At 65.6% G+C, this 22,743-nt stretch carries 19 protein-coding genes; 15 read left to right on the top strand and 4 right to left on the bottom strand.

Annotation, left to right across the window (positions count from 1 at the left end; genetic code table 11):
* Positions 1 to 76: 76 nt before the first annotated feature.
* Both LQ232_RS11850 and LQ232_RS11845 read right to left on the bottom strand, forming a co-directional pair.
* Entirely contained in the window at positions 77 to 1,702 is a 1,626-nt protein-coding gene (locus LQ232_RS11850; protein ID WP_230180520.1) for a hypothetical protein, read from the bottom strand.
* Between the two features lie 160 nt (positions 1,703 to 1,862).
* Positions 1,863 to 3,188, bottom strand: coding sequence for a teichoic acid transporter (locus LQ232_RS11845; RefSeq protein ID WP_230180519.1), 1,326 nt, complete (start codon positions 3,186 to 3,188; stop codon positions 1,863 to 1,865).
* 73 nt (positions 3,189 to 3,261) lie between these two features.
* Here LQ232_RS11845 and lysS point away from each other — a divergent pair, with 73 nt between their 5' ends.
* From lysS to LQ232_RS11780, 13 genes are all read left to right on the top strand, one after another.
* Positions 3,262 to 4,800, top strand: coding sequence for a lysine--tRNA ligase (gene lysS, locus LQ232_RS11840; RefSeq protein WP_230180518.1), 1,539 nt, complete (start codon positions 3,262 to 3,264; stop codon positions 4,798 to 4,800).
* A gap of 13 nt (positions 4,801 to 4,813) precedes the next feature.
* Complete coding sequence (locus tag LQ232_RS11835) at positions 4,814 to 6,940, top strand: FUSC family protein (RefSeq protein ID WP_230180517.1); 2,127 nt, start codon at positions 4,814 to 4,816, stop codon at positions 6,938 to 6,940.
* Between the two features lie 51 nt (positions 6,941 to 6,991).
* Positions 6,992 to 9,178 (top strand): molybdopterin-dependent oxidoreductase, encoded by a 2,187-nt coding sequence (locus LQ232_RS11830; RefSeq protein ID WP_230180516.1) that lies wholly within the window; start codon positions 6,992 to 6,994, stop codon positions 9,176 to 9,178.
* Positions 9,178 to 9,786, top strand: a complete 609-nt coding sequence (locus tag LQ232_RS11825; RefSeq protein ID WP_230180515.1) for a hypothetical protein — start codon at positions 9,178 to 9,180, stop codon at positions 9,784 to 9,786. Before LQ232_RS11830 ends, LQ232_RS11825 begins: the two co-directional genes overlap by 1 nt.
* Positions 9,783 to 10,352, top strand: a complete 570-nt coding sequence (locus LQ232_RS11820; RefSeq protein WP_230180514.1) for a TlpA disulfide reductase family protein — start codon at positions 9,783 to 9,785, stop codon at positions 10,350 to 10,352. Before LQ232_RS11825 ends, LQ232_RS11820 begins: the two co-directional genes overlap by 4 nt.
* 121 nt (positions 10,353 to 10,473) lie before the next feature.
* On the top strand, positions 10,474 to 10,926 hold the full coding sequence (gene aroQ / locus LQ232_RS11815; protein WP_230180513.1) for a type II 3-dehydroquinate dehydratase: 453 nt from the start codon (positions 10,474 to 10,476) through the stop codon (positions 10,924 to 10,926).
* A 65-nt stretch (positions 10,927 to 10,991) separates the two neighbouring features.
* Positions 10,992 to 11,447, top strand: coding sequence for an acetyl-CoA carboxylase biotin carboxyl carrier protein (accB, locus tag LQ232_RS11810; protein ID WP_230180512.1), 456 nt, complete (start codon positions 10,992 to 10,994; stop codon positions 11,445 to 11,447).
* Positions 11,448 to 11,458: 11 nt separating this feature from the next.
* Complete coding sequence (gene accC, locus LQ232_RS11805) at positions 11,459 to 12,811, top strand: acetyl-CoA carboxylase biotin carboxylase subunit (RefSeq protein WP_230180511.1); 1,353 nt, start codon at positions 11,459 to 11,461, stop codon at positions 12,809 to 12,811.
* A gap of 31 nt (positions 12,812 to 12,842) precedes the next feature.
* The gene (gene prmA, locus LQ232_RS11800; RefSeq protein WP_230180510.1) at positions 12,843 to 13,769 is read left to right on the top strand and encodes a 50S ribosomal protein L11 methyltransferase; all 927 of its coding nucleotides are present in this window, start codon (positions 12,843 to 12,845) and stop codon (positions 13,767 to 13,769) included.
* An 86-nt stretch (positions 13,770 to 13,855) separates the two neighbouring features.
* Positions 13,856 to 14,779 (top strand): triacylglycerol lipase, encoded by a 924-nt coding sequence (locus tag LQ232_RS11795; protein ID WP_230180509.1) that lies wholly within the window; start codon positions 13,856 to 13,858, stop codon positions 14,777 to 14,779.
* A gap of 70 nt (positions 14,780 to 14,849) precedes the next feature.
* Positions 14,850 to 16,280, top strand: coding sequence for a zinc-ribbon and DUF3426 domain-containing protein (locus LQ232_RS11790; RefSeq protein WP_230180508.1), 1,431 nt, complete (start codon positions 14,850 to 14,852; stop codon positions 16,278 to 16,280).
* Between the two features lie 12 nt (positions 16,281 to 16,292).
* On the top strand, positions 16,293 to 17,201 hold the full coding sequence (locus LQ232_RS11785) for a carbohydrate kinase family protein (protein WP_230180507.1): 909 nt from the start codon (positions 16,293 to 16,295) through the stop codon (positions 17,199 to 17,201).
* An 85-nt stretch (positions 17,202 to 17,286) separates the two neighbouring features.
* Complete coding sequence (locus tag LQ232_RS11780; protein ID WP_230180506.1) at positions 17,287 to 18,315, top strand: endonuclease/exonuclease/phosphatase family protein; 1,029 nt, start codon at positions 17,287 to 17,289, stop codon at positions 18,313 to 18,315.
* Positions 18,316 to 18,931: 616 nt separating this feature from the next.
* Here the strand turns inward: LQ232_RS11780 and gpmA are convergent.
* A complete protein-coding gene (gene gpmA, locus LQ232_RS11775) occupies positions 18,932 to 19,675 on the bottom strand; it encodes a 2,3-diphosphoglycerate-dependent phosphoglycerate mutase (protein ID WP_230180505.1) in 744 nt (247 codons plus the stop codon).
* A 76-nt stretch (positions 19,676 to 19,751) separates the two neighbouring features.
* On the opposite strand from gpmA, the gene LQ232_RS11770 reads away from it, so the two are divergent.
* Positions 19,752 to 20,162: a rhodanese-like domain-containing protein gene (locus LQ232_RS11770; RefSeq protein ID WP_230180504.1), complete on the top strand. Its 411-nt coding sequence runs from the start codon at positions 19,752 to 19,754 to the stop codon at positions 20,160 to 20,162.
* A 98-nt stretch (positions 20,163 to 20,260) separates the two neighbouring features.
* Positions 20,261 to 20,518 (top strand): glutaredoxin 3, encoded by a 258-nt coding sequence (gene grxC / locus LQ232_RS11765; RefSeq protein ID WP_230180503.1) that lies wholly within the window; start codon positions 20,261 to 20,263, stop codon positions 20,516 to 20,518.
* Between the two features lie 31 nt (positions 20,519 to 20,549).
* Here the strand turns inward: grxC and LQ232_RS11760 are convergent, their stop codons facing one another.
* Positions 20,550 to 22,601 carry a CocE/NonD family hydrolase gene (locus LQ232_RS11760; RefSeq protein ID WP_230180502.1) on the bottom strand — a complete coding sequence of 684 codons (2,052 nt, stop codon included), beginning with the start codon at positions 22,599 to 22,601 and terminating at the stop codon, positions 20,550 to 20,552.
* Positions 22,602 to 22,743 lie beyond the last annotated feature (142 nt).

Genomic DNA, 22,743 nt, shown 5'->3' with positions numbered 1-22,743 from the left:
GCCTGTTTTTGAATGAATGATTTGAAGGCGCCTTTGCAAGCGCACCCCAAAAGCATACAAGCAAGCTGTTGCTTTTTCAGCGCTCGACGGCGCCCAGGTCCGGGCCAGCGCCCGACACAGGGCGAGCCACCGGCTGGAACTGCGCATTCAACTGGTAGGCCACCGGGAAGGCATTCAAGGTCGCGGCCACTGCCGTGCTGAACACGGTCTGGCCTGCGTCAATCACGGCGCTGCCCGCCACCGGCGACAAGGTCGTCAAAGCGACCGGAATACTGGCACCACTGAGCACATTGGCCTGTCCCAACAATTGCCCGCTCACAGGATGCCAAGGATCCGAATCGGCCCAACCGGCACTGATCCAGTTTTTGCCCAGGTTGACAATGCCGCCGCCCGTCCAGTAGGTGGTGTTCACATCCTGATTGGCCCGCAAGGCCTTGTAGGCGATGCCCGCGTCAAAGATGAACACGTTGTTCCAGACCTCGGCACGCTCCAGCGTGGTCGACAGCTGGAAGAGTTGCACAGTACCGCCGGTGCCCGTCAGGCGAACCGTGTTGCTGTAAAAGTAAAGCGTGCCGCGCCTGAAGTTGGGCTCGCCCCAATTTTTCTCGGGATCAGAGCCGAAATGGTCCCCACCGTAGTGGATGGCGCTGCCCGTGCCACCGCTCTTGACGATCTGGTTGCCATAGACCAAGGTGGCCCGGTAAGCGTCTTGCGTCAGAGCGAAAGTGGGGAAATCCTCGGCCTCCACCAAGTCGATGGCATGGGCGCCTTCCTCAATGCGGTTGTAGCGCACCACGGTGCCCACCGAGCGGTCTTTGATGGCATTGCCCAGCGCGCCCGCGCGCAAGGGGCCGTAGCGGTTGAACTCGTAAACGATGCCTGCGCTGGCCATGTAGGTGTTGTGCATGTGGACGTCGCCCACGATGCCATTGCCATAGATATAGTTGCCGGCCAGGCGGATGTCCTTGGTGATCGCGAAGTCGCCGTCCTCGGTGGACTTGCTGTACACGCCCTGGCTGCAATCGTGGATCACGTTGTCGGCAATCGTGATGTGGTGTCCCCGGTCGATCCAGATGCAGGCACCGAACTCGTCATAGGGCCGAACCACACCCTCCGCATCGGTGAAGGTGTTGCCGGGCGCAGCGCCCCGCACCTCCAGCCCATCGACCTGGATGTGGCTGGGATAATCGGTCCAGTCGTCCGTGCCCAGCCGTTTCACCACAATGACCGAACGGGTCTGGTGCACATACTTGGTCGAGGCGCTGTCGCCATAGTTCAGGCGTGATCGCGTCAGGGCGTTCTTGCCATCGATGATGGGGCGCTGGCCGGTTGAGCTTTTCACGCCGCACACACGCACGGGCGCTGAGGCCGTGCCGGATGCCGCGATGAGGAACTTGCCCAGGTAAGGCGTGCTGCGGTAGAAGATCCGCACCGTGTCACCCGGGCCCAGCGTTTCCCAGGGCACCTGTTCCAGCGTGGCGAACTGACCGGCGCCAGGCCCCACCTGGTAGTCACGCGCGCCGGGGACACCACTGGGCACACAGTCGGCCGTGGCCAGCATGGGCGAGGTGGACGGCAAGGCGCGGACGGCCAAAGCTTCGGCCGAATCCGGGGCAGGGCGCCCGGAAGGGGCCACCGGTGCCGGGTCTTGTGCCGCAGGGCTGGGGCTGGGATTGGAACTGCCGCCGCCGCAAGCTGCCATGAGCCCTGCCAAGCCGCCCGCCACCGCGCAAGCGCATAGGAAACGGTTCAAATTAAATTGCAGCAAGGCGGCCTCCCACGTGAATCCGAAAATCAGACCCTTTGATGCGACGGGAGTGTATAGGGACAACCAGTAGACGCCAACCGCCGAGACAGGGGGCTCACAGCCGCGTCAAAGCCGGGGCCCAAAGTGCCCTGACCGGCAAGCCGGCCTGCCGCAGAAACACCGCATAAGCCACCACGATGGCCACGATGTAGCCCGTGCTGGAGGACACGGCCGCGCCCAGTGCACCCATGCCAGGCACCAGGAACCAACCCAAGCCAAAGCTCACCGCCAAGGACAGCCCCGCGATGCCGCCCGACAAATGGGGGCGCCCCAGGTGGTTGGTGTAGAAGGCCGACAGGCTGGACGCCGCCGCGTAAGCCGCCACCCCGGGCAGCAATGCGGCCAATGGGGCGACCGATGCCGCGTACGCCGGCCCCATCACCTCGGGCAAGGCCCAAGTGGCCAGCACCAGCAAGATCGGTGCGGCCAACAACGTGGCCAGCACATTGATGCGCACCGCCTGCACCGTCATGCTGGAGGCCACGCGCACGTCCGGGTTGCCAATGCGCGAATACGCGGACACCGTGACCGATTGCGACAGCAGCCACAGCAGCTCGGCCACCGTGACGGCCACTGAATAGGTGCCCACAGCGCCGAGGCCATGAAAGCGCTCGACCAGGAACAAGGAGGCGCGGTAATTCAACAGGCTGATCACATTGGTGATGCCGATGGTGGCCACGAAGCGCCAGTCGTCCCACCAGACGGCGGGCGGTTCGTGGGTGGTGATGGACTCATCGCGCCGGTCGGCGTCGTTCAAGGCATAGATGGCCGTCAACACCGCCACCAATGACTTGCCACTGACCCAGGCCATCAATACCACCAACACGGTGGATGTGTGCCGTTCGGCGCCCTGGCTGAACCACCAGGCCACAGCCAGGCCACTGAGCACCGAGGCGGGGGCTGCCACTTGCGCGGCGTTCAAAGGCCACATGCGGCCCTGCCCCAACCACAAGCCCGTGGCCGTGGGCACCAGCAGCAGGAATGGCGCGGCCAGGGCCAGCAGCCACAACTGGGCATAAGGCATTTTGTCGGCCCACCACGACACCGCCAGCAGCACGCCAGAGGCCAGCAAACCCAGACCCAGCGCCGCCCGTAAAACGCTGCGCAACATGGACCGCGCGCGAACCGCCTGCCCGGCTTGCTGGCGCGACATCTGCCGGGCCAGCCACAAGCCCAGTCCCGAGAACAAGGTCAACAAGGCCGACTCGACCGCCACAAACAAGGCGAACGCGCCTTGCACCCGAGGGCCCTGGCGGGCCACCAACACGGTGATGCCCAGCCCCAGGCCCACGATCAGCAGCTTGGCCACCAGGTTGCCCAGCGCCGCCCGAGGCACACTGGCCCAGGCATTTTTCAAAGCCCTCAAAACTTGAATCGACATGGCTGGCATTGTCGCCCAGCCCACCGGCGGCCAGGGTTTCATACAATCGCCTATTCACCCAAGCCCTGACCCTATGACCACGCCCAACGCCCCCGCCGCCCCAGAAGCCAACCACGCCCAAGCTGCCGAGGCCCCCGTGGACACCAACAAACTGGTGGCCGAGCGCCGTGAAAAGCTGGCCGCCATCCGGGCTCAGGGCATCGCCTTCCCCAACGACTACAAGCCCACGCACCACGCCGCGCCCCTGCACGCCGCGCACGGCGCCACCGAAGGCCCCGAGCTGGAAGCGCAAGGCATCGCCGTCAAGCTGGCCGGCCGACTGATGCTCAAGCGCGTCATGGGCAAGGCCTGTTTTGGCACCTTGCAAGATGGCAGCGGCCGCATGCAGGCCTACATCACGCTCGACGCTGTCGGCGCCGAGGTGTTGAACGCCTTCAAGCACTGGGACCTGGGCGACATCCTGGGCGTGGAAGGCACGCTGTTCAAGACCAAGACCGGCGAGCTGTCGGTCAAGGCCAGCAGCATCCGCCTGCTGACCAAATCCCTGCGTCCCCTGCCGGACAAGTTCCACGGCATGACCGACCAGGAGATGAAGTACCGCCAGCGCTACGTCGACCTGATCATGGACGAGTCATCGCGCGCCCGCTTCAAGGCCCGCAGCAACGCCATCTCGGCCATCCGCCAGTTCATGGTCGACCAGGGCTTCCTGGAGGTCGAGACGCCCATGCTGCACCCCATCCCCGGCGGTGCCAACGCCAAGCCATTCACCACGCACCACAACGCGCTGGATCAGGAGATGTTCCTGCGCATCGCCCCTGAGCTGTATTTGAAGCGCCTGGTGGTGGGCGGTTTCGAGCGCGTGTTCGAGATCAACCGCAACTTCCGCAACGAGGGCGTGTCCGTGCGGCACAACCCCGAGTTCACGATGATGGAGTTCTACGCGGCCTACTGGGACCACCGCGACCTGATGGACTTCACCGAAGAGGTGCTGCGCCACGCCGCGCGCGCCGCCGCAGGGACCACGCAGCTGAGCTACGGCGGCCACCCGGTTGATCTGGAGGCGCCCTTTGCCCGCTTGAGCGTGCGCGATTCGCTGGTGGCCCACGCCGGCTTGACCTCGCAAGAGGCCGATGATGCGCAAGTGCTGCGCGCCAGGCTCAAGGCCCATGGCGAAGAAGCCCCGGCCCACCGCAGCCTGGCCGAACTGCAGTTCGCCATGTTCGAAGCCTTCGTCGAAGAAAAGCTCTGGCAACCCACCTTCATCATCGACTACCCCGTCGAGGTCTCGCCCCTGGCGCGCGCCTCGGACACCAACCCGGCCATCACCGAGCGCTTCGAGCTGTTCATCACCGGCCGCGAGTTCGGCAACGGCTTCAGTGAGTTGAACGACCCCGAAGAGCAGGCCGCCCGCTTCGCCGCGCAAGCCAGCGCCAAGGATGCCGGCGACGAGGAAGCCATGTACTTCGACGCCGACTACATCCGCGCGCTGGAACACGGCCTGCCGCCCACCGGCGGTTGCGGCATCGGCATCGACCGCCTGATCATGCTGCTGACCGACGCGGCCAACATCCGCGACATCATCCTCTTCCCCGCCCTGCGTCGCGAAGTCTGACGCACGACACGGCGTGATCCCCGCACGCGCCATCCCTTTCCCCTGGCGCTTGCCGGCGCCGCTGCTCAATGGTGCGAGCGTGGGGGTGAGCCTGGCGGTGATCACGGCCTTGGTGGCCAGCGTGGGCGGCATGCCCGCGGCGGTGGCGGCCTCATCGGGCGCGGCGGCAGCCAGCGTGGCCGACACCGTGTCCACCCCGCGTGCCAAAACGGCGCAGATGGTGCCGGCCGTGATCGGCAGCGTGCTGGTGGCGGCACTCGTTGCACTGACCCACGCGCACCTCTGGGCCTTGAGCGCCTGCGTGCTGCTCGTCAGCTTCACCGGCGTGATGTGGAACGCCTGGGGCAAGCGTGGCGGCCCGCAGACCTTCGCGATGGTGCTGTCCCTGGTCTTCCAGATGGCAGCCTACGCGGGCCACCCGATGAATGCGCAGGCCAGCTGGCAGCACCTGGCCTGGGTCACGGTGGGCGCGCTCAGCCTGGCCTTGTGGTCACACCTGAGTGCCATGGTGCTGGCCGGCCGCTACCGCACACTGGCCCTGGTCGACAGCCTGAACGCCCTGGCGCAACTGATGCGCACGCAAGCCGCCTGGACCACCCAGTTCGGACAGGCACCGAGCGGGCCCAAGACCACGTTGCTGCCCATGGTGCGCCAACAAGCCGCCATCGCCGACGTCTTCCAGAGCGCACGCGACCTGCTCTACAGCCAGGCCGCCAAGGCCCCACCAGGCAGCCGCACCTTGCGGCTCACCTCAGCGCTGTTCCACATTGTCAACCTGCGCGACGTGGTCCTGGCCTGCCAGCTCGACCTCGACAGCCTGCCGGCCGATGCCCACGCGCAACGCAGCCTGCAGGTGCTGGCCCAGACACTCGTTCACCAAGCGGATCACCTGGACGCCATGGCCTTGGCCTTGCGCAACAACACCCGGCTGCCCGGCCCCGAGCCCCTCTTGCAGACGCCCTGGCCAGAACACGATGCGCGACTGATCTCGCTGGGTCGGCGCGCCCTGCACATGGTCCATATCGGACAGGACATCGCAGGCAGCCTCGTCAAGACCAGCCAGCCCCTGCCCATGAACCCGGCCGTGCTGCTGACCTTGGTTTCACCCACCGACTGGACGCTGGCCCCTTTGCGCGCTCAATTGAACTGGCAATCGCCTGTGCTGCGTCATGCCCTGCGCGCCACCATCGCCATGGGTTGCGCCGACGCGCTGGCACATTGGCTGCCCTGGACCAGCCACCCGCACTGGCTGCTGATGACCGTGGCCGTGGTCATGCGCGGCAACCTTGAACAGACACTGGCCCGGCGCGATGCCCGCATCCTGGGCACCTTGGTGGGCTGTGTGCTGGCCTCGGCGCTGCTGTGGTTGAACCCGGCCGCGGCCTGGCTGTTCGCCGTGCTGGCGCTGTCGCTCAGCCTGGCCCATGGGTATGTGCAGCTCAATTACCGCGTCACCGCCGCGTCCGGCGCGCTGCTGGCGCTGCTGCAGGCTCACCTGTTCACGCCCAGCCACCAGCCCGCGTTGTTCGTGGCGGGCGAGCGCCTGGCCGACACCTTGATCGGCGCCGGCCTGGCCTGGGCCTTCAGCTACGTGCTGCCCTCGTGGGAACAAGGGCGCTTGCCCGCCCTGGTGCGCCGTCTGCTCACCGCCCAGGCCAAATACGCCCACCATGTGCTGCGCTGGCACCAAAGCCATGCCCAATCCCACCAGCGTGGCCACGCCCGCCGCGAGGTCTACGACGTGTTGTGGTTGCTGGCCCAGGCCCTGGAGCGCATGAAGAAAGAGCCCAAACGGGCGCGCGCCTGGGATGTCGAGCTGGAAACCGTGCTGATCCGCAGCCACCGCTTGATCAGCCACCTGGCGGGCATCAAGGGTTTGCTGACCATGCGGCAAGGCGAACTCGACCCGGCGTTGATTCAACCGGCCTTGCGGCACACCGAACAGAGGCTGGAATCACTGCTGAGCTTGCAGGCACCGCCCGACGGCTCACCAGCGACCACGCCCCATGCCTGCCCCCCCGAAGTCGTTCACGAGCTACCGCCCGCCAACGCAGCCCCCGGGCCATGGCTGACCCACCGTTTGTCGCAGGCCGAGGACGAGGCGCAGGCTTTGGCCCATGCCGCCAAAGCAATTGGCTAAGCCCGGCGCGATCCGCTACCATCACTTTTCCACCCACTCTTGATGCCACCGATGTCGCACAGCCCTTCCGCTTCCAGCGATGGCCCCATCGAAACACACCAAGGGGTGTGCAACCTCTGTGAGGCCATCTGCGGCCTGACCTTCCAGGTGCAGGGTGAGCGCATCGTCTCCATCAAAGGCAACGACGCCGATCCGTTCTCACGCGGCCACATCTGCCCCAAGGCCGTGGCCCTGAAAGACGTGCATGAAGACCCCGACCGCCTGCGCCGCCCGGTGCGCCGCGTGGGCCAGGGGGCCGATGCGCAATGGGTCGAGATCTCGTGGGACCAGGCCTTTGACCTGGTCGCGTGCAAGCTGGTGGAGGTGCGCCAGCAGCATGGCAACAACGCCGTGGGCATCTACCAGGGCAACCCCACCGTGCACAACTGGGGCAACATCACGCACGGACCCTTGTTCATGGGCCAACTCAAGACGCGCAACCGCTTCTCGGCCACCTCGGTTGATCAACTGCCGCACCACCTTACTTCGTACTGGTTGTACGGGCACCAGTTCCTGCTGCCCATACCCGACATCGACCGCACCCAGTACATGATCATGCTGGGCGGCAACCCGCTGGCCTCCAACGGCAGCATCATGACCGTGCCCGATGTGCGCAAGCGCCTGAAGGCCTTGCAGGCCCGCGGAGGCAAGCTGGTCGTCATCGACCCACGCCGCACCGAAACCGCCGCCATCGCCGATGAGCACCTGGCCATCAAACCCAGTGGCGACGCGGCCTTCCTGCTGGCCATGGTCCATGTGCTGCTGAACGAATCGCTGGCCAAGCCCCGTCATCTGCAAGGTTTGATCAAGGGCCTGGATGAGTTGAAACAAGCCGTGGCGGCCTTCACGCCCGAAGCCACGGCCGCCACCTCGGGCATCGACGCCGACACCACGCGGCGCCTCACGCGCGAGCTGGCGCAGGCCGAATCGGGCGTCTGCTATGGCCGCATGGGCGTGTCGACCCAGGTCAATGGGGTGGTCTGCCAATGGGCCATCCAGGTGATCAACATCCTGACTGGCAACCTGGACAAGGAAGGCGGCACCCTGGTCACCCACCCGGCCATTGACCTGGTCAAGACCGGCCTGATCGGCCCCGGCCATGTGGGCGCCTGGCGCAGCCGCGTGCGCAAGGCGCCGGAGTTTGGCGGCGAGCTGCCTGTGTCGGTGCTGGCCGAAGAAATCCTCACCCCCGGGCCGGGCCAGATCCGCGCCATGGTCACTTCTTGCGGCAACCCGGTGCTGTCCACCCCCAATGGCCAGCAACTGGACCAGGCCCTGTCGCAACTCGATTTCATGGTCTCGGTTGATTTCTACATCAACGAGACCACGCGCCACGCCGACGTCATCCTGCCACCCACCTGCTTTGTCGAGCACGACCACTACGACCTGATCTTCATGCACTTCGCGGTGCGCAACGTGGCCCGTTACAGCCCTGCCATCTTGCCCAAACCCGATGGCGCCCTGCACGATTGGGAGATCTACGCTGGCTTGGCGAAGCGCTATGCGCAACATGCCTGGGCCTTGGAGCGCGGCGGCACCATGCAGCGTCTGAAGGGCATGCTCACGCGCTCGGCCATGAGCCGGCTGCGGCCCGACCAATTGCTGACCCTGGGCTTGCGCAAAGGCGCTTACCCGCTGCGCATGAAGCAGTTGCGCGCCGCTCCGCAAGGCATCGACCTGGGCCCCTTGCGCCCTGGCCTGTCGCAAAGTCTGGCCAAAAAAGGACGCCACATTGCCTTGCTGCCCAAGGCGATCGCCGACGAGTTGCCCCAACTGGCCAACCGGATGTGCAACGATCGCGCCGACCCCAGCGCCCTGACCCTGATCGGCCGGCGAGATGTGCGCAGCAACAACTCCTGGATGCACAACAGCGAACGCCTGGTGTCCGGCAAAGCCCGCTGCGTGCTGTGGATGCACACCGACGATGCCGCCCAACGGGGCTTGAGCGAAGGCCAGACCGTGCAGATCACCTCGCGCGTGGGCCAGGTTGACGCCCCGGTTTTCATCACCCCGGACATCCGGCCCGGCGTGGTCAGCCTGCCGCACGGCTGGGGCCACGGCCGCCAGGGCGTCAAGCTGGGCGTGGCCTCGCAGCACGCTGGCGTCAGCCTGAACGACCTGACCGACGACCAGTTGACCGACCAGATCAGCGGCAACGCGGCCCTCAACAGCCTGCGCGTGCATGTGAAAGCAGCCTGATGGACCTGAGCCACCGCACCCCTGCCGATGAAATTGCCGCCACCGCGGCCCGCCTGGTGGTGGAAGAAGGCCTGGACTACGGTCCCGCCAAACGCCGCGCCGCCAAGCAACTGGGCCTGAGTAGCCGGGGCGATTTGCCCGACAACGACCTGATGGAGGCGGCCGTCTTCGAATACCTGGCCGTGTTCTGCGCCGAGACCCAGCCGGGCGAACTGCTCGCCCTGCGCCGCCTGGCTGCCCTCTGGATGGAACGCCTGCAAGAGTTCCGCCCCCACCTGAGCGGCGCCATCTGGCGCGGCACCGCCACCCGCCTGAACGACATCCACCTGCAGCTTTACTGCGACGATTCCAAGTCCGCCGAGATTGCCTTGCTCAACAAGGGCATGGACTACGATGTGGGCAGCGTGCCCGGCCCCCGAGGCGACCAGGTCGACTGCCTGAGCCTGACCGTGGATTGCCCCGAACTGGGCGAGCCCATCGGCCTGCACCTGACCATCCTGGATTACGACGACCTGCGCGGCGCCCTCAAAAGCGACGCCAAGGGCAAGACGGAGCGGGGCGACCTGCAAGCCCTGCGTGCCCTGCTAGACAACACGCCCTCACCATGACCGCTGATTCTCGACAAAACACCCGCCGCGCCCTCCTGGCCGGCGTCGGCCTGGCCGCGGCGGCCGGTGGCACCTGGTGGGCCTTGAAGCGCCAAACCTCCGTGTCCACCGGTGGTGCCGGCCAAACGCTCGCGGGCGACCCGGTGCCCGCCGATTTCTGGGCCCGCCAGTTCGACACCCCCAGCGGCCCGGCCCTGGCCTTGTCCAGCCTGCAAGGCCGCCCTTTGCTGATCAATTTCTGGGCCACGTGGTGTCCGCCTTGCGTCAAAGAGATGCCCGAGCTTGACCGCTTTCACCGCGAGTTCAGCGGCCAGGGCTGGAACGTGCTGGGCCTGGCGGTCGACAGCCCCACGCCGGTCAAAGGCTTCCTGGCCAAAAAACCGGTGGCATTCCAGATTGGCCTGGCCGGATTGGGGGGCACTGAATTGGCCCAGGAACTGGGTAATACTGCGGGCGGCCTGCCCTTCTCGGTGTTGATCGACGCCCAGGGCGGCATCCGCCAGCGCAGGATGGGCGCCACCAATTTTGACGAACTGGCCGCCTGGGCCAAAGCCTTCGTGGCCTGACGCTTTGGCAGAGGCAACCCGCCCCGATCAAGGGGGATCCAGGGTTTTGATGCCAATTGCGCGTAAAATACGTTTACTTTCATTTTCTTGACCGAAGGCTCACCCCCTAGGTCAACGACGCATGCAGATTCTTGTTCTCCATGGTCCCAATCTGAACCTGCTGGGCACACGTGAGCCGCAGGTCTACGGGACCACCACCCTGGAGCAGATCAACACAGGCTTGACCCAGCACGCCGCCGCTCGCGGGGCGTCGCTGTCGGCCTTTCAAAGCAACCATGAAGGGGCGCTGATCGACCGGGTGCACGCTGCACGCCAGGACGGCACCCGCTTCATCGTCATCAACCCCGGTGCCTACACCCACACCAGCATTGCCTTGCGTGATGCCCTGGCCGGCGTGGCCCTGCCTTTCATCGAAGTGCACCTGTCCAATGTGCACCGGCGCGAGCCCTTTCGCCAACACTCCTACTTTTCCGACATCGCCGAAGGCGTCATCGTCGGGCTGGGCGTGCTGGGCTACCAGTTGGCCGTTGACGCGGCCCTGGAACGCCTGACAAACGCCCCTCCTCGCGGCTGAGCAACAGCCCCGCACCCCCACATCCCTGAGCTTTTGCTCGACCGACTTGCTGGAGATCGCAGATCATGGACTTGCGCAAACTGAAAACCCTCATCGACCTCGTCTCGGAGTCCAACGTCTCTGAACTGGAAATCACCGAGGCTGATGGCAAAGTCCGCATCGTGAAAGCGGGCGCCGCCCCGGTGGTGATGATGCAGCAGCCCATGCAGGCACAGCAGCCTCAGCCGGTCGCCGCGGCACCCGCCGTGGCCGCCGCCCCGGTCGTGGCCGAAGTGCCGGAAGAAACCGGCCACGTTGTCAAGTCACCCATGGTGGGCACCTTCTACCGCTCGTCCAGCCCAGGCGCCAAGGCGTTTGCCGAAGTGGGCGACCAAGTCAAGGAAGGTCAGGCCATCTGCATCATCGAAGCCATGAAGATCATGAACGAGATCGAGACGGACGTCGCGGGCACCGTCACCAAGATCCTGGTTGAAAACGGCCAGCCGGTGGAATACGGCCAACCCTTGTTCGTCATCGAATAAGGCGGGTTCCCATGTTCAAGAAAATACTGATCGCCAACCGTGGCGAGATCGCACTGCGCATCCAGCGTGCGTGCCGCGAGATGGGCATCAAGTCGGTCGTGGTCTATTCTGAGGCCGACCGCGAAGCCAAGTACGTCAAGCTGGCCGACGAGGCCGTGTGCATCGGGCCCGCCCCCTCCGCGCAGAGCTACCTGCACATGCCCTCGATCATCTCGGCGGCCGAGGTGACCGATGCCGAAGCCATCCACCCCGGCTACGGCTTTCTGTCGGAGAACGCCGATTTCGCCGAGCGCGTCGAACAAAGTGGCTTCGTCTTCATCGGCCCCACGCCTGAATGCATCCGCATCATGGGCGACAAGGTCTCGGCCAAGCAGGCCATGATCAAGTCAGGCGTGCCTTGCGTGCCCGGCTCCGAAGGCGCCCTGCCCGACGACAACAAGGAAATCATCCGCATCGCGCGGGCCATCGGCTACCCCGTCATCATCAAGGCGGCGGGTGGTGGCGGTGGCCGCGGCATGCGCGTGGTCCACACCGAGGCGGCGCTCATCCACGCGGTGCAGACCACCAAGGCCGAAGCGGGCGCCGCCTTTGGCAACCCGGCGGTCTACATGGAAAAGTTCCTGGAGCACCCGCGCCACATCGAAATCCAGATCATGGCCGACCAGTTCAAGGCTGCGGTCTGGCTGGGCGAGCGTGATTGCTCGATGCAACGCCGCCATCAAAAGATCATTGAAGAGGCGCCGGCACCGGGCATCCCCCGCCGCGCCATCGAGAAGATCGGCGACCGTTGCGCCGCCGCCTGCCGCAAGATCGGCTACCGCGGCGCAGGCACCTTCGAGTTCCTTTACGAGAACGGCGAGTTCTACTTCATCGAGATGAACACGCGCGTGCAGGTCGAGCACCCCGTCACCGAATGGGTCAGCGGCATCGACATCGTGCAGATGCAGATCCGTGTGGCGGCCGGCGAAAAGCTGCCCTTCACGCAAAAGCAGATCACGCAGCGCGGCCACGCCATCGAGTGCCGCATCAACGCCGAAGACCCGGTCAAGTTCGTGCCCTCACCGGGCCGCATCACCACCTGGCACCCGCCCGGCGGACCTGGCGTGCGCGTCGATTCGCACATCTACGCGGGCTACTTCGTGCCGCCCAATTACGACTCGATGATCGGCAAGATCATCGTGCACGGCGACACCCGCGAGCAGGCCTTGGCCCGCATGCGCACGGCCTTGTCCGAGACCGTGATCGAAGGCATCCAGACCAACATCCCGCTGCACCGCGAGTTGATGGTCGACGCCAAGTTCGTTGAAGGCGGCACCGACATCCATTACCTTGAACACTGGATGGCGGCGCGCAAGCAGCGCTGATGATCCTTGTTCCGCGAAGAAGCAGCACACCATGCATGAACTCACCCTGCTGGCCGCCGAGGCCCAGGTCGACATCCTCAGCGACGCCCTGATCGAACTCGAAGCCCTGTCGGTGTCAGTGGAAGACTTTGACGCCGACACGGAGCGCGAAGAGGCCCTGTGGGGCGAGCCCGGCATGCCGGTGGAGCGCGAAGCCTGGGAGCGGTCGACCGTCAAGTCGCTGTTCCCCAACGAGGCGCAAGCGCTGGAAGCCGTGACCCTGATCCTGGCGCAAGACTGGGCCACCGACATCCACGTGCAAGGCATTCAAGAAGTGGAAGACCAGGACTGGGTGCGCCTGACGCAGTCGCAGTTCGCGCCCGTGCCCGTGACCGACGACTTCTGGATCGTACCCACGTGGCACGAGGTGCCCGCGCAAGCCAAGACCGTGATCCGCCTGGACCCGGGCCTGGCCTTTGGCACCGGCACCCATCCGACCACGCGCATGTGCCTGAAGTGGATTGCCCGCCATCCAGAGGCCCTGCAAGGCCAGCGTGTGCTGGACTATGGTTGCGGCTCGGGCATCTTGGCGATTGGCGCTGCATTGCATGGCGCCGCCGCGGTGGACGCGGTCGACATCGATCCCGCCGCCGTGGAGTCAACCCTGGCCAATGCCGAGGTCAACCTCAAGAACGTCGACGTCAAGCTCAACACCGGCCTGCCCGACCTGGTGGGCGAAGCGCAGGCGGCCTACCCCGTGGTGCTGGCCAACATCCTGGCCACGCCGTTGAAACTGCTGTCGCCGCTGCTGTCGGGCCACGTGGCACCAGGAGGCCACATCGTCATGGCCGGCATCCTGGCCCGGCAAGAGGCGGAGTTGAAAGAGGCGTACGCGGCCGTCGGCCTGCAACTGAGCGTGGCCGATGAAGACGATGGCTGGATCCTGATGACGGCCACCCGCAAATCCGGGGGAGCGTAGCTTCCGAAGCTAGGGTCTTCAGGGATGCGTGGTCTGTCCTGGTCCGCGATGATTGTTATATTCCACAACAATCAAGCGAGACCACCATGTCCCACCGTTTGCAACGCCTTGCCGCACTGTCTTTAGCTGCCCTGAGCATCGCCCTTGCCGCCCCCATGGGCGCGCAAGCGGCCACCACCGTGGCCAGCAAAGAGGCGCAGACCCGCTACCCGATCGTGCTCGTGCATGGCCTGATGGGCTTTGACAGCATCCTGGGCGTCGACTACTGGTACCAGATCACCGACGCACTGCGCAAATCGGGCGCAACCGTGTTGGTGGCGAAGGTGTCGGCCGTCAACGACAACGATGTGCGCGGCGAACAACTGCTGCAGCAACTCAAGTCCTGGCAGGCCGCCAAGGGCTACAGCAAATTCAACCTGATCGGCCACAGCCAGGGTGGCCCGACCGCCCGCTATGCGGCCGGCGTGGCGCCCGGCCTGGTCGCCAGCGTCACCTCCGTGGGCAGCCCGCACGTGATCGATACGTCGCTGCCGCCAGACGGCATCATGCAATTGCTGTCGACGCAGCCGGGCTTGTTCTCTTCGGCGGGCGCGCTCATCGACTGGCTGTCAGGCTCGGACAAGCTGCCGCAAGACCCGGCCGCCCTGGCGGCATGGGCGTCGGACACCGCCGCCTTCAACGCACGCTTTCCGGCCGGTGCGCCCACGCAGCCCTGCGGCCAAGGCCCCGAGCTGGCCAGCAACGGCATCCACTATTACTCGGCCACGGGCAACCAGGCCAAGACCAATGCCTGGGATCCGCTGGATGGCATCCTGAAAGAGACCACCGTGCCCAGCGATGGCCTGGTCACCGTCTGTGCCACGCATTGGGGCAAGGTCCTGCGTGACGACTATCCCTGGAACCACCTCGATGAGGTCAACCAGACCTTTGGCCTGATCGGCAAGGGTGCGCCAGACCCGGTGGCGTTCTACGTGCAGCAGGCCGCGCGCCTGAAGTTGAAGGGCCTCTGACCGCGCGGCGCCCTTCACAAGGGCTAACCGGGGGCGGAACAGCCCTCGGCTCGTGGCATCATCCAGCGCCATGAGCCTGGCCACCCGATGCACCCACTGCGGAACGATCTTCAAGGTCGTGCAAGACCAATTGAAGGTCTCCGAAGGCTGGGTGCGTTGCGGCCGCTGCAACGAGGTCTTCAACGCCTTGCCCGGCCTGTTCGACCTGGACCGCGACCCGCCTCCCCAACGGCCCGCCTCCGCACCACCGCGCCCGCCCGAGCCACCCGCTGCGTTCACGCCATCAACGCCTGATCCGGTGCCCGACACGCAGGATTCGACCTGGCCCAGCACCTCGCCCGCGCCGCACATCGAGCAGAACGATTTCGCGCTGGATGACAACATCGCGCCGCATGCGGCGATCGACGATCTGCTGTCGGCCACGGATTTCGAGCTGGACACCTCGGTGGCCATGCCCGGACAGCCCGAGCCGCCGCCCCGGTCGTTCGAATCCTATGCGCAGCAAGCTGAAGCGCCCAGCCCGCCTGAGTTCCTGCCGAGCAACCTGCCGGTCACCGACGAATCGGATGCGCTCGATTCCCGCTACCTGATGCCCTCGGAGACAGAGCGACCCCAGCGTCGCCGTCGCCGCCGTGGCCCCGATTTCGCGGATGCAGAGTTCCCCACCGATGCACTGGGCGAGATCCAGGATGACTGGGCTTCCGACTTCGGCCCTTCGTCCACGCCCTACATGGACGAGCCTGCCCCAGCCCCCGTGGCACCGCCAGTGGCCGCCCCGCCTTCGGCCGTCATCGCGGCAAAGCTTGGTGCCCCCAGCGAAGACGACGCGCCGCCCTCCCGCCTGGGAGAAGACTTCGTGCCCGAACAGGCCCTCAAGCCACCCAGCCAGCGCAAAGGCCGCCCTGGCACCCGCGGCCGCGACCCGGCCGCCAAAACCCCCGAGTTCTTGCGCCGTGCACAGCGCCGCGCGTTCTGGCGGCATCCCGCCACCCGCACCGTCCTGTCGCTGATCAGCCTGGCCTTGGTCGCCACGCTGGCCTTGCAGGCCGCCCACCAGTTCCGCAACACATTGGCCGCCCACTACCCCGAAGCGCGGCCTTACCTGGCCCAGTGGTGCGAGGCCATGGACTGCAAGATCGAAGCGCCCCTGGGCATCGACAGCCTGCAGGTGGAAAGTGCAACCCTGGTGCGCACCAGCTCCGAAGGGCCCGACACCTACCGCCTGGTGGTGGTGGTGCACAACCGCGCCTCCATCGGCCTGGCCTGGCCTGATATCGACCTGACCTTGACCGACACCAATGGCGCTATCGTGGCCCGCCGGGCGTTCTCACCGCGCGATGCCCAATGGGTCGACAGCGCCGATGCCAAAGCCGATCCCGAGGTGGCCGCCGGCCCCCTGCCCGTGGCGGCCCCGGCTGACCGCAGCACCACTTTGCAATGGCGCCTCCAGGCGCCTAACCTGAAACTGGCGGGCTACACCGCCGAGCTCTTTTACCCCTGAGGATTTTCAAACATGTCCGTTCTGATCTGCGGCTCGCTGGCCTTTGACACCATCAGCACCTTCGACGGCCGCTTCGCGCAGCAAATCCTGCCCGACCAGCTGCACATCCTGAACGTGTCGTTCCTGGTGCCCACGCTCAAGCGCGAGTTCGGCGGCGTGGCCGGCAACATCGCCTATGGCCTGCAGCAGTTGGGCGGCAAGCCCTTGGTCATGGCCGCGCTCGGCGTCGATGGCGCCCCCTACCGCGACCGCATGCAGCAATGGGGCATCAGCCTGGAGCACGTGCTGACCGTGACCGACAGCCACACCGCCCAGGCCATCATCATCACCGACAAGGACAACAACCAGATCACGGCTTTCCACCCTGGCGCCATGCAATACGCCGCGCAACTGAAGATCAAGCCCGATCCCAAGGTGCAACTGGCGATCATCGGCCCCGATGGCCGCGACGCCATGATCCAGCACGCCGAGCAACTGGCCGCCGCCAAGATCCCCTTCGTGTTCGACCCAGGCCAGGGCCTGCCGATGTTCGATGGCGACGACCTGAAGCGCTTCGTGAGCCAGGCCAGTTGGGTGGCCGTCAACGACTACGAAGGCAAGATGCTGGCCGACCGCACCGGCCAAAGCCTGGCCGACATCTCCAAGTCACACCTCAAGGGCCTGATCGAGACCTTGGGCGCCGAGGGCTGCAACGTCTACATCCAGGGCGAAAAGACCCACGTGGCGGGCGTCAAGGCTGCTGCCGTGGTCGACCCCACCGGCTGTGGCGATGCCTTCCGTGGCGGCCTGCTGTACGGCCTGTCCAATGGCTGGGACCTGGTCAAGTCGGTGGGCCTGGCCAACCGCATGGGCGCGCTCAAGATCGCTGTCTCGGGCCCGCAGAACTACACGGTCGACCGCGCCGCCTTGCTGGCCGGCTGATCCGCCCGGGCGGCATCGCCGCCGCCTTGCTGCCAAGAGGGCGCTCGCCAATGAAGCGCCCCTTCATCCATTCAGAGGAATCACCATGCCTTGCCTTCCAAACCGCCGCGCCCTCAGCGTGGTGGCGGCGCTCGCGTCGGCTTTGAGCGTGCTCAGCGCCTGCTCTCCAACCCGGGCCGCCAACCAGCAGACCGACGCCCTGCGCCTGGCCACCTGGAACATGGAATGGCTGCTCACGCCCGGCGACCGCGCCGAGCTGGGCAGTCGCTGCCTGCGCCAACAACCCCGGAGTGACGAACGCGCCTTGCCCTGCACTCCCGGCAAGGCCCAGCCACCCACGCGCAGCGCGGCCGACTTCGACGCCTTGGCCCGCACCGCCACGCAACTGCATGAGGTGCTGCGGGCCGATGCCGTGGCCTTGCAAGAGGTGGACGGCGCCACCGCGGCTCGGCAAGTCTTCCGCCAAGGCTGGAAGCTGGACTGCTTCGTCGACCGGGCCCACCCGCAAAAAGTGGGCTTTGCCATCCGCGAAGGCACGCCCTACCGCTGCAATGGCGACTTGAGCGCTTTGGACATCGACGGCAGTACCCGGGCTGGCGCCGATGTGACGCTCTACCCTGGCACCACCCGCGAAGTGCGCCTGCTGTCCGTGCACCTGAAAAGCGGCTGCTTCGACGGCAAACTGGACCGCCAATTTGCCCCCTGCCAACGCCTGCGCCAACAAGTGCCCGTGCTGGAGCGCTGGGTGGACGAGCGGGTGCGAGAAGGCAAGGCCTTCGCCATCCTGGGCGATTTCAACCGCCACCTGGACAAGGACTCGCGCTACCCCGCCGGGCCGGACGAGTCACAGCCGCTTAATGTGTTCAATGCCTTGAGCGACAACGACCCCACGGGCGCCGTGCTGGTGCGCGCCACCGAGGGCGCCGACAGCATCCCCTGCAGTGCCGATGACCGGCACACACGCTACATCGATGACATCCTGGTCAGCGAGTCACTGGCCAGGCGCGCGTCGCAAAAGCAGTTTGCGCGGGTACCGTTTGCCACTGAAGATCAGGGGCGTTTGCTTTCGGATCACTGTCCGGTGGTCTACAGCTTGACCGGCCTTGGTCGTTGAGCGCTTGAGTTTGCGCGCTTTGTTGGGGCAGCGCGGGGCGGGGTCTGGGGCGGCATCCGTCGGAGCTTCAGGTGGGTGGTCCCGCTCTGAGCGGGACTGCCTTGCGAAGCGCAGGGTTGAGGTGGGGCCGTGGAACTCACTGCGCGGACGGCCAGTCAGATATTGATGCGCGCTGCGCGCGCCCACCCCAACCCCGCACTTCGCAAGCACCCCCAGGCGCCCCGCCGGATGCCGCCCCAGCCCCTTTTCGCCCCGCTGGTGGTGCGGCACGGCCCCTGGTGACATGCCACCGTCGTGGTGTTTCGCCACACCGTTCGCGCACCACCTCGCGCCAAACTACCAGCGAGGCGATCAGGGATGAGCCGGTGGCTGGCAGGGCGACGTCGGGGGCGTCGAGGACGCACAGGGGCGAGGTGGGCACGCGCAGCGTGCTTTGTAAACTGACTTGCTGTGGTTGTTTGAACGGAGCGGACGAAGTCCGCGCAGTGAGTTCCACAGCACCACCTCGACCCGAGCACCGCAGAGCAGTCCGCCGCGTAGCGGTGGACCGCCACCATCGGAGCCCTGCCAGCCACTGGCGACTCCCAGCCTCGCGTTCCCCGACAAAGCGCTTGAATCAGGCCTTGCCCTGGCTCGCCACCGCAGCCGCCGCCTTGGCAATCGACTCCGCATCGCCCAGGTAGTAATGCTTGATCGGCTTCAGATCCGCATCCAGCTCATACACCAGCGGGATGCCGTTGGGAATGTTCAGGCCCACGATCTCGTCATCGCCGATGTTGTCCAGGTACTTGACCAGGGCACGGATGCTGTTGCCGTGGGCCGCCACGACGATGCGCTTGCCCGCCTTGATGGCCGGGGCCATGGCCTCGTTCCAGAAAGGCAGCACGCGGGCCACGGTGTCCTTCAGGCATTCGGTCAGCGGGATTTGCTCGGGCTTGAGCTTGCTGTACCGGATATCCTGGCGTTGGCCGCGCGGGTCGTTGGCGTCCAGCGCAGGCGGCGGCGTGTCATAGCTGCGGCGCCACACCAGCACCTGTTCGTCGCCATATTGCTTGGCGGTCTCGGCCTTGTTCAAGCCTTGCAGGCCGCCATAGTGGCGCTCGTTCAGTCGCCAGCTGTTGACCACGGGCAACCAGGGACGGTCCATCTCGTCCAGCGTGTGCCACAGGGTGTGGATGGCGCGCTTGAGCACCGAGGTGTAGGCCACGTCGAATTCGTAGCCTTCGGCCTTGAGGAGGCGGCCGGCCTGTTTGGCCTGTTCGACGCCCGTGGGGGTCAGGTCCACATCGGTCCAGCCGGTGAATCGGTTTTCGAGGTTCCAGGTGGATTCGCCATGGCGAATCAGCACAAGCTTGTACATGGCTTCAAGTCCGGTCGCGTAAAGGGAGTCGGAGATTATAAAATCCCACGTTTGCCATCCACACGAAAGATTTTCCATGAGCTATCTGCTTGAGAACTGGTACTGGCTTGTCGCAGCCTTGGCCTCCGGGGGCCTGCTGTTGTGGCCCCAGATCAAGGGCGGTGCCAATGGTGGCCTGACCCCGGCCAATGCGGTGCAGCTCATCAACCGCGAAAAAGCGCAGGTGATCGACGTGAGCGACACCGCCGAATTCGCCGCCGGCCACGTCGTGGGCGCCAAGAACATCCCCCTGGACACCCTGGCCGACAAAGTGAAAGGCCTGCCTGGCAACAAAACCACCCCCTTGGTGGTGGTGTGCGCCACGGGCGCGCGCAGCGCCAAGGCCGTGGCCCAGCTCAAGACCATGGGCTACGAAAAAGCCCAGGTGTTGGCCGGCGGCCTGAAAGCCTGGCGCGAAGCCAACCTGCCGGTCGACAAAGCGGCCTGATGCCACACCGGGGTGCCCGCCGGGTGCCCCCACACAGGAGACGGTCATGCCAAGCGCAGGACAATGTCTCCTGGATTGAACTTCAACAGAGCCGCGCCATGCAAGCCGTCAAGATGTACACCACCCAGGTCTGCCCCTACTGCATCCGGGCCAAGATGCTGCTCAAACAGCGTGGTGTCGAGAACATCGAAGAAATCCGCGTTGACCAGGACCCGGTGCAGCGCCAGCACATGATGCAGATCACCGGCCAGCGCACCGTGCCTCAAATCTTCATCGGCGACACCCATGTGGGCGGCTGCGACGACCTGATCGCCCTGGACCACCGCGGCGGCTTGATGCCCTTGCTGGGCGCCTGAAACGCCCCCAGCAAGTCACACAACACAGCGTTTACTTCAAGACGCTGCGGGGCACCAAGGGCAACACCAGGCTGGAAGGCCGGCTGGGGTCGTTGTAGATGGTGCTCACGTTGCCATTGGCCTTGAGCTGCTGCGGCGTGGGCCAGATGCCCTGCGCCTGGTTGCTGGCGCTGATGGCGATGCGCAGCTTGTGGCCCTTGCGGATCAGTGCGGCGGCGGGGAAAACCTCCACCGGCACCAGCATGGCCTGGCCGGGCACCACGGCCTGCTTGGCGGCCATGGTGAACGGGTGCCACGGCTGGACCATCACGCCATTGATGTAGCGCGAGCGGCTGGTGTCGACCGCGCGGTGGCTGGCGGACTGCAGGCCGGTCGAGATGGGCGTGGCATTGCCCCACACATCCACGTCATCGATGCGAACCGCCACGGCCGCTTCGGTGTTCGTGGCCGACATCCAGATGTCCGCCTGCATGGGGCCATTGATGTACATGTCTTCGGTCAGTGGCGCGGTCTGGTAGATCAGCGCCTTTTGCTCTTTTTCGACGGTGTTGCTGTTGGTGTAGCAAAGCTTGGGCAGCAAGCCACCCATGCCCAGCGACCATTGCACGTAGCTGGATGAGCAATCGCTGCCATCGTTCAGGGTCACCTTGGCCTGCACGGTCTTGCCGGTGTCGCTCACGTTGTAGGTGATCGCGGCGCCTTGGGGCTCGGCGATGGTGTGGCTGGCCTCAGGCAGCAAGGGCGCCTGGGTGGTCAACTTCATGTTGCCGCGCAGGTAGTAGCGCTGCGGCGTGGCCTGGGGGTGCGGCCAGTCGGTGGTGCTGGCAAAACGCTTGCCAAGAATGCCGTAGCCCTCAACGTACTGGGTGACGTTGGGCAGCGAGGCCGCACCCACGTTCATGCCGCGCAGGTATTGGTCAAACCACTGCAGCATCAGGAACTTGGTGGCCGGTGCGCCATTGGCCGTGCTGTTGTTCTCGTCGTTCTGAGCACTCATGACCGCCTGGAGGTGCGCGCCCGGCACGATCAGCAGCTTGGTGGTGACCTTGCTCTTCAGTTGCTCGTACAGCAGGGGCTCGTCGCGCTGGAAGATGTCGTTCGAGCCACCCACGATGAAGGTGGGCACCTTGATGGCAGCGGCCTTTTCCAAAGGCGAACGGGTCGACCAGAAATCGCCGTCGTCGGTGGCGTAGCCGGTCAGGCCAGCCAGGGAGTTGTTGACCGTGGGCAGGTACCAGCTGTCGATGGCGGCGATGTGTTCCTGGTTGGCGGCTTCGATCTGCGTGGCGAAGGTGGGGTGCAGGCTCTTGGCGATGTCGTTCTGCACGCTCAGCGCCTGCGTCAGGGGCAGCCACAGGCTGATGAACTGGGCATTGAGCAGACCGCCCACGCCCACCGTGCCTCGGTAGGCATCACCCATGGGCACCTGGGCAAACACAGCCTTCACCGCAGGGTTTTGCTGCTCGGCGGTCAGCAAACTCGTGATGCCCAGGTAGGACGTGCCCGCCAGGCCCAGGTTGCCGTTGAACCAAGGCTGCTTGGTCACCCACTCGACCGCTTCGCCATAGGCGGCCTGCTCCGCCGCGCCCAGCAAGGCACCTTGGCCGTCCGACATGCCGGAGCCCAGCACATCCACGGCCACCGAGATGTAGCCGCGCTTGATCATGAACTCGTCTTTGCCGCCCACCAGCAGCGTGTTGCCGGTCACGGCAAAGCCGCCCAGCAGTTGGCCCACGTCAATGCGGTAGGCGGTTTGCGTCAACACGGCCGGGAACGCGCCGGGCACTGGCACGCCATTGCCATCGGCCGGCACCGAGACGAGCACGGCCAGCTTCTGGCCATTCTTCATCGTGATGAATTGCAAGGGCAAGGTCACGGCCTTGGCGTACTCTTCAGCGCGCGAGTAATCCTTCCAGGTGCCAGCGGCGTTGGCCGTGACCGCGGGGTTGGGCTGGCTGAGGCTGCCACGCGTGCCCAAGGTGGTCGTGGTGGCGGCCAGGGCGCTCGTGACCCCGGCGGTGAGAAGTACGGCGGCCAGACTGCTGAGTGCGAAGGCGCGCACGCCCTGGTTGGATCGTTGCATGGTGGAGGTCTCCTGTTTGGATCCAGCAAGCCTAGGGTCCACCAGCAGCGCGGGCATTGTCCGAATCGGCCACTTATTAACCATCAGCAGCCCGTTCTAGGGAAAGCACCGACCGTGATTTGTGCATTGCTGCATGGAAAAC

The organism is Aquabacterium sp. CECT 9606 (assembly GCF_918741295.1).
Classification (GTDB): domain Bacteria; phylum Pseudomonadota; class Gammaproteobacteria; order Burkholderiales; family Burkholderiaceae_C; genus Aquabacterium.
This window is presented reverse-complemented; position numbering and strand designations above follow the sequence as displayed.

Bases quoted from the DNA above. Each gene is read 5' to 3' on its own strand.
- LQ232_RS11850 (WP_230180520.1), bottom strand. From the start codon at position 1,702: ATGGCAGCTTGCGGCGGCGGCAGTTCCAATCCCAGCCCCAGCCCTGCG.
- LQ232_RS11845 (WP_230180519.1), bottom strand. From the start codon at position 3,188: ATGTCGATTCAAGTTTTGAGGGCTTTGAAAAATGCCTGGGCCAGTGTG.
- lysS (WP_230180518.1), top strand. From the start codon at position 3,262: ATGACCACGCCCAACGCCCCCGCCGCCCCAGAAGCCAACCACGCCCAA.
- LQ232_RS11830 (WP_230180516.1), top strand. From the start codon at position 6,992: ATGTCGCACAGCCCTTCCGCTTCCAGCGATGGCCCCATCGAAACACAC.
- LQ232_RS11825 (WP_230180515.1), top strand. From the start codon at position 9,178: ATGGACCTGAGCCACCGCACCCCTGCCGATGAAATTGCCGCCACCGCG.
- LQ232_RS11820 (WP_230180514.1), top strand. From the start codon at position 9,783: ATGACCGCTGATTCTCGACAAAACACCCGCCGCGCCCTCCTGGCCGGC.
- aroQ (WP_230180513.1), top strand. From the start codon at position 10,474: ATGCAGATTCTTGTTCTCCATGGTCCCAATCTGAACCTGCTGGGCACA.
- accB (WP_230180512.1), top strand. From the start codon at position 10,992: ATGGACTTGCGCAAACTGAAAACCCTCATCGACCTCGTCTCGGAGTCC.
- accC (WP_230180511.1), top strand. From the start codon at position 11,459: ATGTTCAAGAAAATACTGATCGCCAACCGTGGCGAGATCGCACTGCGC.
- prmA (WP_230180510.1), top strand. From the start codon at position 12,843: ATGCATGAACTCACCCTGCTGGCCGCCGAGGCCCAGGTCGACATCCTC.
- LQ232_RS11795 (WP_230180509.1), top strand. From the start codon at position 13,856: ATGTCCCACCGTTTGCAACGCCTTGCCGCACTGTCTTTAGCTGCCCTG.
- LQ232_RS11790 (WP_230180508.1), top strand. From the start codon at position 14,850: ATGAGCCTGGCCACCCGATGCACCCACTGCGGAACGATCTTCAAGGTC.
- LQ232_RS11785 (WP_230180507.1), top strand. From the start codon at position 16,293: ATGTCCGTTCTGATCTGCGGCTCGCTGGCCTTTGACACCATCAGCACC.
- LQ232_RS11780 (WP_230180506.1), top strand. From the start codon at position 17,287: ATGCCTTGCCTTCCAAACCGCCGCGCCCTCAGCGTGGTGGCGGCGCTC.
- gpmA (WP_230180505.1), bottom strand. From the start codon at position 19,675: ATGTACAAGCTTGTGCTGATTCGCCATGGCGAATCCACCTGGAACCTC.
- LQ232_RS11770 (WP_230180504.1), top strand. From the start codon at position 19,752: ATGAGCTATCTGCTTGAGAACTGGTACTGGCTTGTCGCAGCCTTGGCC.
- grxC (WP_230180503.1), top strand. From the start codon at position 20,261: ATGCAAGCCGTCAAGATGTACACCACCCAGGTCTGCCCCTACTGCATC.
- LQ232_RS11760 (WP_230180502.1), bottom strand. From the start codon at position 22,601: ATGCAACGATCCAACCAGGGCGTGCGCGCCTTCGCACTCAGCAGTCTG.